At 61.6% G+C, this 14,497-nt stretch carries 13 protein-coding genes; 4 read left to right on the top strand and 9 right to left on the bottom strand.

Annotated features, from left to right (window positions below; all coding sequences use genetic code 11):
• Positions 1-28: 28 nt before the first annotated feature.
• Positions 29-199, bottom strand: coding sequence for a hypothetical protein (locus tag MC375_RS07725; protein ID WP_242102702.1), 171 nt, complete (start codon positions 197-199; stop codon positions 29-31).
• A 57-nt stretch (positions 200-256) separates the two neighbouring features.
• Here MC375_RS07725 and MC375_RS07730 point away from each other — a divergent pair, with 57 nt between their 5' ends.
• A complete protein-coding gene (locus MC375_RS07730) occupies positions 257-2,560 on the top strand; it encodes a glycosyltransferase family 2 protein (RefSeq protein WP_242102703.1) in 2,304 nt (767 codons plus the stop codon).
• A gap of 13 nt (positions 2,561-2,573) precedes the next feature.
• On the opposite strand, the gene MC375_RS07735 is transcribed toward MC375_RS07730, so the two are convergent.
• The 8 genes from MC375_RS07735 to MC375_RS07770 form a co-directional block, all read right to left on the bottom strand.
• Entirely contained in the window at positions 2,574-3,209 is a 636-nt protein-coding gene (locus tag MC375_RS07735; protein ID WP_242102704.1) for a hypothetical protein, read from the bottom strand.
• Positions 3,206-4,684 (bottom strand): glycosyltransferase family 39 protein, encoded by a 1,479-nt coding sequence (locus MC375_RS07740; protein ID WP_242102981.1) that lies wholly within the window; start codon positions 4,682-4,684, stop codon positions 3,206-3,208. The genes MC375_RS07735 and MC375_RS07740 overlap by 4 nt, the downstream gene beginning before the upstream one ends.
• A gap of 2 nt (positions 4,685-4,686) precedes the next feature.
• Positions 4,687-5,631 carry a glycosyltransferase family 2 protein gene (locus tag MC375_RS07745; RefSeq protein WP_242102705.1) on the bottom strand — a complete coding sequence of 315 codons (945 nt, stop codon included), beginning with the start codon at positions 5,629-5,631 and terminating at the stop codon, positions 4,687-4,689.
• Between the two features lie 77 nt (positions 5,632-5,708).
• Positions 5,709-6,644, bottom strand: coding sequence for a lysylphosphatidylglycerol synthase domain-containing protein (locus MC375_RS07750; protein WP_242102706.1), 936 nt, complete (start codon positions 6,642-6,644; stop codon positions 5,709-5,711).
• Between the two features lie 17 nt (positions 6,645-6,661).
• Positions 6,662-7,459, bottom strand: a complete 798-nt coding sequence (locus MC375_RS07755) for a class I SAM-dependent methyltransferase (protein ID WP_242102707.1) — start codon at positions 7,457-7,459, stop codon at positions 6,662-6,664.
• Between the two features lie 43 nt (positions 7,460-7,502).
• The gene (locus MC375_RS07760) at positions 7,503-8,639 is read right to left on the bottom strand and encodes a glycosyltransferase (RefSeq protein ID WP_242102708.1); all 1,137 of its coding nucleotides are present in this window, start codon (positions 8,637-8,639) and stop codon (positions 7,503-7,505) included.
• A gap of 26 nt (positions 8,640-8,665) precedes the next feature.
• Positions 8,666-9,604, bottom strand: coding sequence for an electron transfer flavoprotein subunit alpha/FixB family protein (locus MC375_RS07765; RefSeq protein WP_242102709.1), 939 nt, complete (start codon positions 9,602-9,604; stop codon positions 8,666-8,668).
• Positions 9,604-10,350, bottom strand: coding sequence for an electron transfer flavoprotein subunit beta/FixA family protein (locus MC375_RS07770; RefSeq protein ID WP_242102710.1), 747 nt, complete (start codon positions 10,348-10,350; stop codon positions 9,604-9,606). The genes MC375_RS07765 and MC375_RS07770 overlap by 1 nt, the downstream gene beginning before the upstream one ends.
• A gap of 182 nt (positions 10,351-10,532) precedes the next feature.
• On the opposite strand from MC375_RS07770, the gene MC375_RS07775 reads away from it, so the two are divergent.
• From MC375_RS07775 to MC375_RS07785, 3 genes are all read left to right on the top strand, one after another.
• Positions 10,533-11,258 (top strand): CoA transferase subunit A, encoded by a 726-nt coding sequence (locus MC375_RS07775; protein WP_242102711.1) that lies wholly within the window; start codon positions 10,533-10,535, stop codon positions 11,256-11,258.
• A complete protein-coding gene (locus MC375_RS07780; RefSeq protein WP_242102712.1) occupies positions 11,258-11,905 on the top strand; it encodes a CoA transferase subunit B in 648 nt (215 codons plus the stop codon). Before MC375_RS07775 ends, MC375_RS07780 begins: the two co-directional genes overlap by 1 nt.
• A 164-nt stretch (positions 11,906-12,069) precedes the next feature.
• Positions 12,070-14,352, top strand: coding sequence for an FG-GAP-like repeat-containing protein (locus MC375_RS07785; protein WP_242102713.1), 2,283 nt, complete (start codon positions 12,070-12,072; stop codon positions 14,350-14,352).
• The last annotated feature ends 145 nt before the right edge of the window (positions 14,353-14,497 follow it).

Genomic DNA, 14,497 nt, shown 5'->3' on the forward strand with positions numbered 1-14,497 from the left:
GATAGCGATCAGGTCGGGACCGCTGATTCTAGCCGGAAGTGCCGCCCAATTTGGCTTTTCCTACGAGCGCCGCCGCCGCTTCGTTCAGTGCCATCCGGTATTCTTTGCATGGCTCGGCGGCTTCATCTTTGTGCCCCCGGATCCGCATGGCGGGGCCGCGGTTCGTACCCGGTTCGTCCCGGTCCTGGTTGCCTGCCATGCCGCTGGGTTTCCATTCCCCGCGCCCCGACATTTTCAATTCGCACAGGAGGAGGCGTTGTCCGAGAAGCCAAGCACGATCGACACTGTCATGCCTGATTGGTACATAACCGGTGGCGCGGCTGGACCGCGCTGGTTACGGCCCATCCCCGATGCCAGTCTACGGCCGGCTGCGGCCGACGGTGCGCCGGGATGGCATTCCTCCGGCGAACGCCCTTGTTTCCGGCTTCCTGTCGGCAGGCTTCCGGGAGGGTGGTACTGGCTGGATGGCCGACTGCAGGTCCTCGACGGGGCCATGGCGCGACCCTGCCTGTATCCGGCTTACGAAGCGGCACCCGAGGGCGGAATCACGCTGCCTGACCCAGACGACGAAGGTCGGTTGCGTTCGCTGGTGCTGCTCAAGTACGAAACTACCAGCTTGCAGTTCGGACCTGGCCCTGGACCGGCCCGGTTCCGCATGCAGGACTTCACGCTACGCCGGGTGTCTCGGCTGCGTGCGCTGATGTCGATGCTTGCAGCGCAGCCGGGTGAGAATCTAGCCGTGGCATTGGCGCGTGGCATCCACTTTGTCCGGGACGTGATTGGCCATGGTCTGTCGCGGGCAACTGACCGCTCGTTCGGGGACTACAAGCAACGAGTGTTGCCAGGAGTCTCGAGCGAATACGAGTCGTGGGTCGCGCGCCACGACACGCTCACCACCGAACGTTTGGAACACCTGAGGGAACAGGCTGCGGAGCTGGGTGCGTCGGCACCCCTCATTTCGATCCTGTTGCCGGTCTACCAGACGCCGGAACCATGGTTGCGACGCTGTATCGAGAGCGTCCTCAGCCAAGCCTATCCGCATTGGCAGCTATGTATCGCCGACGACGCCTCTCCCGACCCTAGGGTCATGGCAGTCGCGCGCGAATACTCGGACGCGGACCCGCGTATCCAGGTCGAGCGACGGTCGGTCAACGGACATATTTCAGAAGCGTCCAACACCGCTTTGGCGATGGCGCGCGGCAGCTATGTCGCGCTACTCGACCATGACGATGAGCTCCGGCCGCACGCGTTGCTGGAAGTGGCCCAAGTGCTCACGGCCGACCCCGACGTTGCGTTGGTCTATTCGGACGAAGACAAAATTGACGCCGAAGGACGGCGCTTTGATCCTTATTTCAAGCCGGACTGGGATCCGGATCTACTCCGTAGCCAGAACTATCTGTGTCACCTCACTGTGCTGCGCACCGACCTGGTGCGCGTGGTCGGCGGGTTCCGGCGCGGATATGAGGGCAGTCAGGACCATGACCTCGTCCTACGATGCAGCGAGCGGCTGCGACCACTGCAAATCCGGCACATTCCCCGAGTTCTTTACCACTGGCGGGCTATTCCCGGTTCGACCGCGCATAGCCGGGACGCCAAGGATTATGCGGCCGAGGCTGGCCTAAGAGCGGTTGCCGCGCAACTTGATCGACTGGGCACTGGGGCCCGTGTCGAGGCGCTGTCTCACGGCCACTATCGCGTCATCTGGCCACTTCCCGATCCGATACCGAAGGTCAGTTTGATCATCCCCACCCGCAATCGCGTGGAGTTGCTGCGAAACTGCGTTGAAAGCGTATTGGAAACGACACGATATCCGAAGTTCGAACTTGTCATCGTGGACAACCAGTCCGACGACCCCGAGGCCATAGCTTACCTGCAGACATTGTCGCACCATGAAAAGGTACGAGTTCTGCGGTATGACAAACCGTTCAACTACTCGGAGATCAACAACTGGGCAGTGCGCGAATGCGACGGCGAGATAATCGGCTTGCTCAACAACGACGTCGAGGTGATCTCGCCAGGATGGCTGGAGGAGATGGTGGCCCATGCCGTGCGCGATGAGGTGGGCGCTGTCGGGGCGATGTTGTACTACCCCAACGACACCATCCAGCATGCCGGGGTGATCCTCGGCATACACGGTGTGGCCGCTCACGTGTACGCGGGTTGTCCGCGCGATTATCCCGGCCATGGAGGACGGGTTCGCGTTGCGCAACGGCTGTCCGCAGTCACCGGCGCATGCCTTGTGGTAAGGCGGGCGGTGTTTGAGCAGGTAGGTGGACTCGACGAATCTCTGGCGGTGGCGTTCAACGATATTGACTTCTGCCTAAGGATTCGGAGGCGCGGTTACGCGAACATATGGACGCCGTTTGCGGAGCTTTATCATCACGAATCTGCGTCAAGGGGGGCGGAGGATACCGATGAAAAGAAGCGCAGGTTCAGCCGTGAGATCCAAACGATGCAGCAGCGTTGGGGAGATGATCTGCTCAGGGATCCCGCTTACAACCCAAATCTCTCGCTGGAGAGCCGTTACTGCGATTTCGCTCAATCACCTCGTCACTGCTGAGAACGCATTCGGATCATCGCCCTCGCGGAATTGCCGTCAGCAGGGCAAGGATGCCTGCGGCTAGTGTGCAGACCCAGCCCAGCAGAAAGGCGCCATGGCCAACTCGAAGTGCCGATGCGGTATCGACACGTGTGAGCGAGGCGACGCTCAGCGCAAGCCCTTTGGTCTTCAATGAAGCATCAGGAAGCTGCGCAGTCCCGAGCCGCGTATCGCCAACCAGCCACACCGTTGGCGAGTTCCCCGGTTTTCCGTCTATGCCAGCAATGGAAATCACGTACGGTTCGTATATCCGAAAATCAACATTCGGGCAAAAATGCCGATAAGTGTTATCAGCAAGGTCGGAAGCTTTGATCGTCCAAGTCAGTTGATGCCCGGCTTGCGTCCATCCGACTTGCAACTTCCCGGCATTTGAGCGCGCATATGTGGCGAACTGAATGGCAAAGCAGTAAGGTGCAGGCGCCGGCGGTTGCGCGATCCTGATAGCCGCGGGTTCGACTATCTGCAGCAAATGGAACCCCGCCGCGATCTCTCCAGCAGGAACGGCGCCGTGGCGCTTGGTGCCATATACGTCCGTATACGCATCAAACGGTAACCAGATGACGCATGCCATCAGGACAAAGACCAGAATGGCGGCATGACGTGTATTCATGACAGCAGTCCGTACATCGGTATCACTTGGTGCAGGAAGAAGATGTCGGAGACAATCAGCCCGCCCATCGCTGCATAAAGAAGCGCATGACTCGCCATCCTGCCACGGAATGGGTAGGCCAGCACGAGAAGTAGAAACGGAACGACCGGGTAGAAGTAGCGACCATGAGTGGCTCTCATGCCGCCGGTGAAGGCGGTCCACAGATGCTGGTAATAGATCAGGGCGAATACCAGAACGCATAGGCCAGCCGTTGCGATAAGCCATTCGTGGCGGTCGGCGCGCACGAACCCCCGGACGTGGACCAGGAATGTGCAAATCAGCGCGATCACCAGAATCAGGCAAGTCCACACAGGCAGATTCTTGAGCGCCACAAGGCTGTAGACAAGCGCGATTACGACCATTCCAGCGGCGGTCAGGCCGCGGCGCCACTCCGCATCATGTAAGCGCAAGAGGAATGGCCTTGCGATTACGGCTAGGCTGGAGGAACCAAATAGAGCGAGAAAGTAACGCGCCATCCAGCCGTTCGCTTGGATCCAAGCCAACTTTCCACTGCCGCTGCCGTTCCAGCCAACCAAAGCGATGAAGTTGAGGATGGTGTGCTCCCAAACAGGGAAGTTGAGCATGAATGAGAGATAGCCAATGCCAACCCTAGCGTCATCGGTCAGTATCGAGGCGTCCGGAAAAGGTTGTCCAAACAGGTATAAGCTGCGCGCGATCCACAGGCAGATCGGAACGAACATGAGCAACCAGGTCAATGTTGCGCGTGAAAACCAGGCTAGAAACCCACCTTGCGGCGCGTAAAAGCGCCATAGTCGCCAGGCAATGGCGAAGAACAACGGCACCGCCATCGCGAGTGCCGTAATCTTTGTGACGGTGCAAGCTCCCACCAGAAAGCTTGCGTACAACAAGTGGCTTAAACGGCTCGACTCCAACCAGCGTACACACCAGTAGGCTGCCCAGGCCGCGGTGCAGGCTACCAACGTGTCATGGCTGACTCCGGTGCTCAGATGCGTAAACATCGGGGTCGCGGCAAGCAAGACGCCTCCAGCCAGGCCCAGCGTCGCGTGACCGGTTGCGCGTGCCAGGAAGAGAATCAGCCCTAGTATGGTCAGCGCACCGAAGAGCGCGGATGGAATGCGGGCTGCACGTACTCGCCCCTCGAAATCGACACCGGCGGCTTTTGCGGCGAGGATCGCGGGGGCATCCAATACATAGAAGAGCGGCGGATGCTGCGCAATCCAGTTGCGCCCGGGTTGGGCCCCGGGGCTGATCCAGGAGTGGGCAACCTCCTCATCAACGCGCGTCTCACCGAGGATCGGAAGCTCTCCTCTGGAAACGTCATTCGCGTAGGAATAATGGCCGGATTCGTCCGGAATATCCCACAGCGGCGTTATAAACCACGCGTATGCGGTGAACTTGGCGAAGAAAAGGAATGCCACGAGCGCGGCAACCGCCGTGAATCGGGGTGACAGCATCACTATCGCTCCGGCGGGTTGAGTTTTCTGAGGTGCACGATGATCCGTTCCAGGAGCTTCCGGTTCGTCGCGATCAGATCGCCGATGAGACCCATCATGTAGAGCAACCCGCCGATCATGATGAACAGAGAGGAGAAGACCACGGATTGCACATGCCCCCCGCCGTCGCCGTGGAGGTAGAAATAGAGAAAGCGCAAACCCAGCACTATGCCCGTGAGGGTAATTATGGTTCCGGCATAGAAAAACAGAGCCAACGGGCGATAGGTGATGAACACGCGGACAATCGTCAGCAGGGAGCGCTTGACATAGCTGGGGATGCTTTTGACAAGCCGGGAAGGACGCAGGTCAGCGTTGGTGCGGACAGGGACCGACACCACGCGCAGATTGCTCTGTCCGGCCTGGATGATGGTTTCCAAAGTGTACGTGTAAACGTTGAACACATTGATGCGCAGAGCAGCATCCCGTGAGATCGCGCGAAAACCACTGGGAGCGTCGGCGACGTCGGTCTTGCTGGCAATGCGTACAGCCCAACTGCCGAGCCGCTGCAGCTTCTTCTTCAGCCATGAGAAATGCTCGGTATCGTCGATTGGACGCGCGCCGATCACCATGTCGGCCTTGCCCTCGATGATCGGCGCCACAAGACGGGGGATATCGGCTGACTCGTACTGGTTATCTGCGTCGGTATTGACAATGACATCGGCCCCCAGGCTCAGACAGGCGTCGAGGCCGGACATGAAGGCGGTGGCCAAACCACGGTTGACGGGATGCCGGATTACGTGGTCGACACCGAGTTCCTTAGCGAGTTGTGCGGTATTGTCAGTCGAACCGTCGTCGATCACCAGCCACTCGACTGCGTTGAAACCGTCGACTTCTCGCGGAAGGGTGTCTAGCGTGATCGCCAGGGTTTCCGACTCATTGAGGCAGGGAATCTGGATGATCAACTTCATGCTGCGATGATCCATCGTTTGGCAGGCGCAGCTGGCATTAGAGCATGCGCTAAGCGAGCGAGAAAAGGAGATGCTTGTCAGGCTTCCCTTGCCTGCGGTGGAGTGGCTGCGGTGCCGCGCAGCAGCCATGTTCCCAGCACGAAATGCAGAAGATCCCCCAGTGTCGTTACCACGCGCAGCAGTGCGATCACAGTGACGCCCGCGGCGCCGGTGACGATGCCGCTCAACAGCACGACAAGAATTCCTTCGCGCACGCCGAGCCCGGCGGGCGCACCCGGAACGAGCAAGCCGACCACCCAGGCGGCGGCGAATGCGCCGCATAACGGAAGGAACGAAAAACCATTAGCCGGTGCGACAGCGTGCACCAGTAGTGTGAACGCAAGGCCGAGCGAGAGGAAGCTGGCGATAAACACGCCATACGCTAGCAGCAGCCTCCCGAGTGAAAGATTGAATTCATTGCCATCGCCTGCGTCGGGCATGCGCTTGCGCTGTAAATATTCCGCCAGACGGGGCAGCAGCAAAAAGGCCAGCACCGCAGCGGCACTGGCAGCAATCACCACCAGCGAAATCGATCTCATCGGCAGCCATCGCTCCAGACCGGACGAGGACCGCGATGCAAGAAACACCATGGTGATATGGATTGCGGCCAACAGCGCGATCACGTTCTCGTAGATCAGCGACAGCGTCAGTGTCGGTACGCCGCCGCCGAAGCTGCGCGCGACCGCGACCCGGCCGATGTGCTGTGCGACGTTGCCGGGCAGATACTTCGCGAACTGCGTGGAGGCGATCACCGCGTACGCCGACCGCGGGGACATCCGGACATCCATGTCCGCCAGGATCCAGCGCCAGATCATGGCCGTGATCGGAATCTGCGCCAGATATAGCACCAGCGCCGCAAAGGTCAGCGCGATGGATTTGGCGGAGAGCAGGACCTCCAGATCCACGCCGTTCCATGTGGTGGCGGCCTGCCGAATGTAATAATAACCGGCGGCGATGGCGACGAGCAGGCCCAATAGCCGCGCTGTCTTTTTCATACGGCTTTGGCGACCACGAGGTATCCATTGCCGATATCGGCCGACAGGAAAGGCCGCTGCGCGAACTCTGCGCCACGAATGGCCAGCTTCCCGAGGGGGCTTTTGAACAGCGGAAACCATTTCATCATATGGCGGCGATCGATGCCGCTCCGGCTCGAGTTGGCGTGCTTTCCCTCAGGGGTCTCATCGATGCCTGGATCGACCTCGGGCGCGTACTGCGCCGCGCGCACCTTCTCGGCGATGTTGGCGAGTGGAAAGCCGTAGCACTCAACGGTCAGGGTCTCGAATCCGGCGCTGCTCAGAAGTTCGATCAACGGTGCTCGCTCGTATCTACGAAAGTGTCCCGCCCACACGTCGGATGGATTCCATTTCGCCATGTGCGCAGGCACGGAAAGCAACAAGATGCCGCCGTTTGGCATCCATTTGCGCCAGGTCTGCAACGCTTCCAGGTCGTGCTCGATATGCTCCAGTACTTCAAACGCCATCAGCAGGGGAAAATGTTCGTCCCAATCGGCACTGGGCGTTTCCAGGATCTGGATGTCACGGCCTGCGCCATGTGCCAATGCGTTGGCCAGTTCGCGCGCTTCCGGAGACATTTCCAGTGCGGTGCAACGGAACCCGAGCGCATCGAGTTCATGCAGTAGCGCGCCGGCACCACAACCTATCTCCAGGGCATCCGTGGGCGGAAGGCGACGAATGTGCTTGAGCACGCGTGCGCGGCGCAACAGATAGCGCGGTGCAGGCACCCAGCCGGCGTCGGGCGCTGCGGGGCCTATGCTTCCATAGTTCTTCATGCCTGCGGGCTCCAGGATCTTGGGACGGATGCTGCGATCCGGGCTAGGTAGCGACGGAAGCAGGGTACAGAATAGCGAGCAACTGGCGGCCGATCGCAGCTTGGTCGAAACGCGGAAGCGCGTCTTTGGCCAGTCGTACTTGCGGGTGCGCGCGATGATGCCGACAAAAGTGCATCACCGCTTCGGCCAGCGCAGCTGCGTCCCCGGCCGGCACCAACTGGATGAGGTCTGAAGGTGCCGCGATCAGCTCACGGATCGCTGCAGAATCCCGCGTTACCAGCGGTTTCGACATCGCCAAGGTCTGGAAGACCTTGTTGGGGATCACGCTGGCGGCTTTGTCAGAGGTGCCGAAAATACCCAGGCACAGGTCGGCTTTGGCGATATGCCGGAGCAGTTCCGGATAGTCGGCCCATTCGATCCAGCGCAAATGCGGTAGCGGTTCACGATCGATCAGCGCGCGGACCCGGGGGGCCTCCTGACCGGTGCCAATCAAAAGCCAGTCAATCGGCTCGTCGCGCAGGAGCCGGGCGGCCTCGATGATGACGGGAATGCCATGCAGCGGGATGAACTGACCGTAGAACAGCACGATGGGCGCGGTTCCTGCGGGCTGCGCTGCGGCAAGGTCGGGATCGGTGCGGAATACGTCATCCTCGACACCAACCCACACCCAGCCGCAGGTCCCCGGCCGTAGCGAGAACAACTGTTCCATCCTCGCAGCGTTTGCCCGGGTGTCCATGAAAGCCCGGTCGGCAGTGCGCACCGCCAGCCACTCGATCGTGCGCAACGAGCGGGCCAGCAGGTGGCCAGGACCGACCATGCGCCGGTCGAGTACGACGGTATCGTAGGCGGAAAGGAACCAGTCCATGGCCACCCGCGCTCCGCGAAGCCACGCGAACATGCGGATCGCGAAGACGTCGCTTACGGCCGGATAACCCAGCAACACCCAATCATGCGCCGGGAGCAGTAGATAGCGCCACAGCAGACGCGGATAGGCGAACAGAATTCGTGCCAGCAGTCGTAGCCAAGGCCGTGCGCCCGTGATTTGGCTCTTATCGCGCACTCCGCTCCAAAGATCGACGTGGCATTCGATGAGTTCGACCCCGTTTGCGCGCAATCCGTCACACAGAATGCGCACACGCGGTTTGCTCAGGTCACATGTCCCCCACAGGACGACGCGCATTGCTGGAGCACCAGGATTGAATCCGGTCAAAGCGCCGCTTCGAGGTCGGGCAAGAGCTTGAACAGGTCACCGACAAGGCCGATGTCGGCGATCTCAAAGATCGGAGCCTCGGCGTCCTTATTGATCGCGACGATGGTGCCGGCGTCCTTGATGCCGGTCAGATGCTGGATTGCGCCGCTGATGCCGATGGCGACGTAGAGTTCCGGAGCGATGATCTTGCCGGTCTGGCCCACCTGCAATTCGTTTGGCACGTAACCGGCATCGACCGCGGCGCGCGAGGCGCCAACCGCAGCGCCAAGCTTGTCGGCGAAGTCGTAGATGATCTTGAAATTCTCCGCCGAGCCGACGCCGCGGCCGCCGGACACCACGCGTCTGGCGCTTTGCAGGTCGGGGCGGTCGGACTTGCCTGCGGCGAGACCCACGAAGCGGGTGTGAGTCGGCAAGGCAGGTTCGACCGACGCGGCTTCGACAGTGGCGTTGCCGCCCTTGGAGGCTTCCGGCCACGAAGCCGTGCGCACGGTGGCGACGACCGTGTGATCGGCGGGCGCCTCGACCGTCACGATGGCATTGCCGGCGTAGATCGGTCGTTTGAAGGCATGGCTGCCCTCCACGGTCATGACGTCCGATACCTGGGCCACGCCGAGCAAGGCGGCGACGCAAGGCATGAGGTCTTTGCCAAAGGTGGTGGACGGGCCGAAGACGTGGCTGTAGCCGTTCGCCAGTGCCGCCACCTGGGGCGCCAGCACCTGGGCGATCGGATTTGCATTGGCGGCATTGGCCACGGTCAGCACCCTGGCGACGCCACCGATCTGAGCGGCTTCGCCGGCGACCGCGTCCGGATCTGCGGCCAGCACGAGGATGTCGATCGACTCGGGCTGCAACGCCTGGGCGGCGGAGACGCACTTGGCGGTGGAAGGATTGAGCTTGCCGGCCAGGTGTTCGGCGACGATGAGAACCTTGGCCATCACAGCAACCCCTTCGACTTCAGTGCGGCGACCAGCTCGGCCGCGTCCTTGACCATGACGCCCTTGCTGCGCCTGGGCGGCGGGGCGTAATGGGTGGTCTTGAGCGTGTCGCCGGTATCGACGCCGAGATCGGCGAAGGCAAGGGTTTCGAGCGGCTTGCTCTTGGCCTTCATGATGTCCGGCAGCTTGATGAAGCGCGGCTCGTTCAGCCGCAGGTCGGTGGTGATCACCGCCGGCAGGTCGACCTCCAGCGTCTCCAGCCCGGCGTCCACCTCGCGGGTCACGGTCGCCTTGCCGTCTGCTACCTCCAGCTTGCTGGCGAACGTCGCCTGGGGGCGGCCCCACAACGTGGCCAGCATTTGCCCGGTCTGGTTGGCGTCGTCGTCGATGGCCTGTTTGCCCAGGATGACCAGGTCCGGCTGCTCCTTCTCGACCAGCTTGAGCAGGGTACGGGCCGCGGTCAGCGGCTGGATCGGCTGGTCGGACACCACGTGGATGGCGCGGTTGGCACCCATGGCCAGGCCGTTGCGCAGGTGGGCCTGGGCGTCGGCCGGGGCGATGGTGACGACCACGACCTCGGTGGCGATGCCCCTGTCACGCAGGCGCAGGGCCTCCTCGAGGGCGATTTCGTCGAAGGGGTTGGCTGACAGCTTGACGCCGTCGGTGACCACGCCGGAGCCGTCCGGCTTGACCTGGATGCGGACGTTGTAGTCCACCACGCGCTTGTAGCCGACGAGGATCTTCATCGTGCGGGAGTTCCTATGGGACTGGGCAGCAGCGGGGGAGGGCAGGCGCCGCGGAAGACCGCCGATTCTACCGGCCTGGCCTGCAGGACGCGACCGCATGCCTTGGCGCCGTGGTACCAATGGACGAGGGTCGCGCACGCATGCCGCGATAAACTGCCGCAATCCACCAGGGAGACGAATCCATGGCCGACGGTGATGGCCACAAGAGCAAACAGGTCGATAGCGCCGCACAGGCGCTGCAGGGGTTGGTGGCCGATGGACAGACGCTGGCGGTTGGGGGATTCGGCCTGTGCGGTATACCCGAAGCTCTGATTGGGGCCCTTCGCGATTCCGGGGCCAGGGAACTGACCGTGATCTCCAATAATGCCGGAGTCGACGGATTTGGCCTGGGCCAGTTACTGGAAACACGTCAGATCAGGAAGATGATTTCCTCCTACGTTGGCGAGAACAAGGAGTTCGAGCGCCAATACCTGGGTGGCGAGCTGGAATTGGAGTTCAATCCGCAAGGGACGCTGGCCGAGCGCCTGCGCGCCGGCGGCGCCGGTATCCCGGCCTTTTTCACCGCCACCGGCTATGGCACGGTGGTGGCGGAGGGCAAGGAGACCCGCGAATTCGATGGCAAGCACTATGTCCTGGAGACTGCGCTCAAAGCCGACGTGTCGTTGATCAAGGCCTGGAAGGCCGACAAGGCCGGGAACCTCGTGTTCCGCAAAACCGCACGCAACTTCAATCCGGCCTGCGCCATGGCCGGCAAGGTCTGCATCGCGGAAGTGGAACAACTGGTGGAGGTGGGCGAGCTCGATCCCGACCAGATCCACCTGCCGGGCATCTATGTGGATCGCATCGTCGTGAATCCCACCCCCGAGAAACGGATCGAGCAGCGCACCCTACGACAGGGAGACAAGTGATGGCCTGGACCCGCGACCAGATGGCCCGGCGCGCCGCGCAGGAACTGACCGACGGCGCCTACGTCAACCTCGGTATCGGCCTGCCGACCCTGGTGGCGAATTTCATCCCGGAGGGGGTGGATGTGTGGCTGCAGTCCGAGAACGGCCTGCTGGGCATCGGCCCGTTCCCGACCGAGGGCGAGGTCGACGCCGACCTGATCAACGCCGGCAAGCAGACCGTGACTGCGCGTCCAGGCGCGAGCTACTTCGGCAGCCATGACTCCTTCGCCATGATCCGCGGGGGACACATCGACCTGGCCATTCTGGGTGCCATGCAGGTCACCGACAAGGGGGATCTGGCCAACTGGATGGTCCCGGGGAAGATGGTCAAGGGCATGGGCGGGGCGATGGATCTGGTCGCCGGGGTAAAGCGCGTGGTCGTGCTGATGGAGCACGTGGCCAAGGACGGGAGCCACAAGATCCTGCGCGAATGCACGTTGCCGCTCACGGGTCTGGGGGTCGTTGACCGGATCATCACCGACCTCGCGGTGCTGGACGTCGCGGAGGACGGACTCAGGCTGGTGGAACTGGCGCCCGGAGTCGATCGCAGCGATCTGGAGGCGCAAACCGGGTGTCCCATTCAGGATGGTCCTTCGGCTGTGATCTGACTGCGTTCAACCGGGCAATTGAATTGCGCGTGCGGGCAGCGCAGGATAGCCGCGACACTGATTGGACAGCGAAGACGATGAGACATCTCCTATTTCTGGCCTTGGTGGCACTGGCTGCTTGCTCGGGAGCAAGCCCCGAGGGCCCGGCGACCAAGAACACAGCCGTGGCAGCCGCAACGGGAACTGACCTGCATGTTGCCGGGTTCGACCCTCGCGGAACACGAGCTGGCCAATACGGAGAACTAGCGCGCCTGCCGGATCGCGGGCAATTGATTTCCTACCCAGCCGGCACAATCGCGCGGCAGGATGGCGCCTATACCTGGCATCGGGCGGGGGTGAGCGAGGAACATGCCTTGCGCGCGATTTCCAGTCGCAGCTTGCGGATGGTTACACCTTCGGGTGACGTGCTGGATATCAAGTACGACCACCACGTGGAGCATTCCTCCGGCGACTGGAGTTGGGTTGGTCACCTGGCAGGCGACAAGGCCGCACAAACGATCCTCACGTTTGGTTCCAAGGCGGTATTTGGAACTATCGGTCAAGCGGGGAAGCGGTCGCTCCGCCTGACCTCGCGCGACGGTGCGGCGTGGATAGTCGAAACCGACCCTGACAAGCTGGTTGGTCTCGCCAGCGAAGGCGCCAATCCAAGCAAACCCGATCACCTGTCTATTCCTAGACAGCTGCTTTCCAGCGCACGGGTCAAAGCCGCTAGTGCACAGCTATCTGTCGCTTCGGCCGCGGCCGCGGCTGCCCCAACTACCATCGATGTGCTGGTAGGTTATACGGGTGGTATTGCATCGAGGACCGGGGGTGCGTCAGCGGCGCAGACCCTAATCAATAGCCTGGTGGCAGTCACCAATGAGGCCTACGCCAACAGCCAGGTCAATGCTCGGGTCAGGTTGGTGCATGCGATGCAGGTCAATTACACCGACTCAAGCACGAACGACAGCACGCTTGAGCAGCTGACCGGGTACGACGTCAGCAGCCAGCAATACACGGCGCCGAATGCCGCATTCAACTCCTTGCGTGCGGCGCGCGAGCAGTATGGCGCCGACCTGGTCGTCTTGCTGCGTCAGTTCCGGGACCCGGACCAGGACGGTTGCGGAATCGCATGGTTGATCGGGGGTGGAAAATCAGGCATTGCACTTGGGGAAGGACTGGACTATTTCGGCTATTCGGTCGTGAGCGATGGGCAGGATCGCAACGAGCAGGATGGACAGACTTATTACTGCCGACCGGAATCGTTCGCGCACGAGCTAGCCCACAACATGGGTTCAGCTCACGATCGAGCGTCTGCGATGGGCGACGACGGCGTCCTCGACGACCCAGACGATTACGGCGCATTCCCCTATTCGTTCGGCTACAAGTCCGGAACAGGAAACTTTTTCACCGTGATGGCGTACGGGGACGAGGGCCAACAAGATTACCGCGTGTTTTCCAACCCGCGCATCACGGTGCCGTGCGGAAATCGTGCTTGTGGGACAGCGAACGACGACAATGCGCGCAGCTTGGCCCAGACGATGCCAGTTGTGTCCGGTTTCCGCGGTGCCGTGGTTCCCATCACGATGAGCCCGTTCAACTATCTCAGCGGCGACTTCAATGGTGACGGAAGCGCCGATCTGCTCTGGCGAAACCAGGCAACAGGCGCCGACAGTATCTGGAGGTCGGCGAACAGCGCCACCCTGCAGTGGATCGCTGCCGTCACCAATCTGCAATGGCGCGTCGCCGCCGCCGCCGACTTCGATGGCAACGGACGCGACGACATCCTGTGGCGCAACACCACGACCGGCACCAACACAATATGGAAGGCCGCAAACAATACCACCCAGCAATCCGTCACCAGCGTGACGAATACCCAATGGCAGGTCGCTATGGCCGCCGATTTCAACGCCGATGGCAGGGCTGACATCCTGTGGAACAATCCGGCGACCGGAGCGAGCGTCATATGGCGGTCCGCGCAGTCAACGAGTCCGCAGTCCGTTACCACCGTCACCAATCTCAGTTGGCGAATAGTTGGCGTTGGAGATTTCAATGGTGACGGACGTGCTGACATTCTGTGGCGCAACGGCACGACCGGAGCGAATACGATCTGGAAGTCGGGGAACAGCAGCAATCTGCAGAGCGTGGCCAGTGTCACGAATCTGAGTTGGCAGGTGGCTGGAGTAGGCGATTTCAACGGTGATGGCCGTGCCGACATCCTCTGGCGCAATGAGACGACAGGGGCGAACACAATCTGGAAATCCGGTAACAACGCCACTCTCCAGTCGGTACAGAGCGTGACAGCCGCTGGCTGGCTGGTTGCGGCCGTGGGGGATTTCAACGGCGACGCGAAAGCGGACATCGTCTGGCGAAATGAGCAGTCCGGTGCGAATGCGATCTGGTATTCCGCGAGCAACCCTTCGGTCCTACCCTCGGTTCCAGATTTGAACTGGACAATCGTGCCTTGATCGTGGCACGGCAACGCGTTCTGCGTGGCCGTCCCGATGAGGGCCGGTGCGCAATGAGCGCTATGTTGAGCTGCTTGCCGATGTCTTTAAACCACAGGCGATATCGCTTTCAAGGCGGTGCGCCGATGGATTCGAATGCGGGCTC

The organism is Lysobacter sp. M2-1, assembly GCF_022662495.1.
GTDB lineage: Bacteria > Pseudomonadota > Gammaproteobacteria > Xanthomonadales > Xanthomonadaceae > JAKPBU01.

What these genes read in the sequence shown, in the direction of transcription:
- MC375_RS07725 (WP_242102702.1), bottom strand. Translation starts at nt 199, where the DNA reads ATGGCAGGCAACCAGGACCGGGACGAACCGGGTACGAACCGCGGCCCC.
- MC375_RS07735 (WP_242102704.1), bottom strand. Translation starts at nt 3,209, where the DNA reads ATGAATACACGTCATGCCGCCATTCTGGTCTTTGTCCTGATGGCATGC.
- MC375_RS07740 (WP_242102981.1), bottom strand. Translation starts at nt 4,684, where the DNA reads ATGCTGTCACCCCGATTCACGGCGGTTGCCGCGCTCGTGGCATTCCTT.
- MC375_RS07745 (WP_242102705.1), bottom strand. Translation starts at nt 5,631, where the DNA reads ATGAAGTTGATCATCCAGATTCCCTGCCTCAATGAGTCGGAAACCCTG.
- MC375_RS07755 (WP_242102707.1), bottom strand. Translation starts at nt 7,459, where the DNA reads ATGAAGAACTATGGAAGCATAGGCCCCGCAGCGCCCGACGCCGGCTGG.
- MC375_RS07760 (WP_242102708.1), bottom strand. Translation starts at nt 8,639, where the DNA reads ATGCGCGTCGTCCTGTGGGGGACATGTGACCTGAGCAAACCGCGTGTG.
- MC375_RS07765 (WP_242102709.1), bottom strand. Translation starts at nt 9,604, where the DNA reads ATGGCCAAGGTTCTCATCGTCGCCGAACACCTGGCCGGCAAGCTCAAT.
- MC375_RS07770 (WP_242102710.1), bottom strand. Translation starts at nt 10,350, where the DNA reads ATGAAGATCCTCGTCGGCTACAAGCGCGTGGTGGACTACAACGTCCGC.
- MC375_RS07775 (WP_242102711.1), top strand. Translation starts at nt 10,533, where the DNA reads ATGGCCGACGGTGATGGCCACAAGAGCAAACAGGTCGATAGCGCCGCA.
- MC375_RS07780 (WP_242102712.1), top strand. Translation starts at nt 11,258, where the DNA reads ATGGCCTGGACCCGCGACCAGATGGCCCGGCGCGCCGCGCAGGAACTG.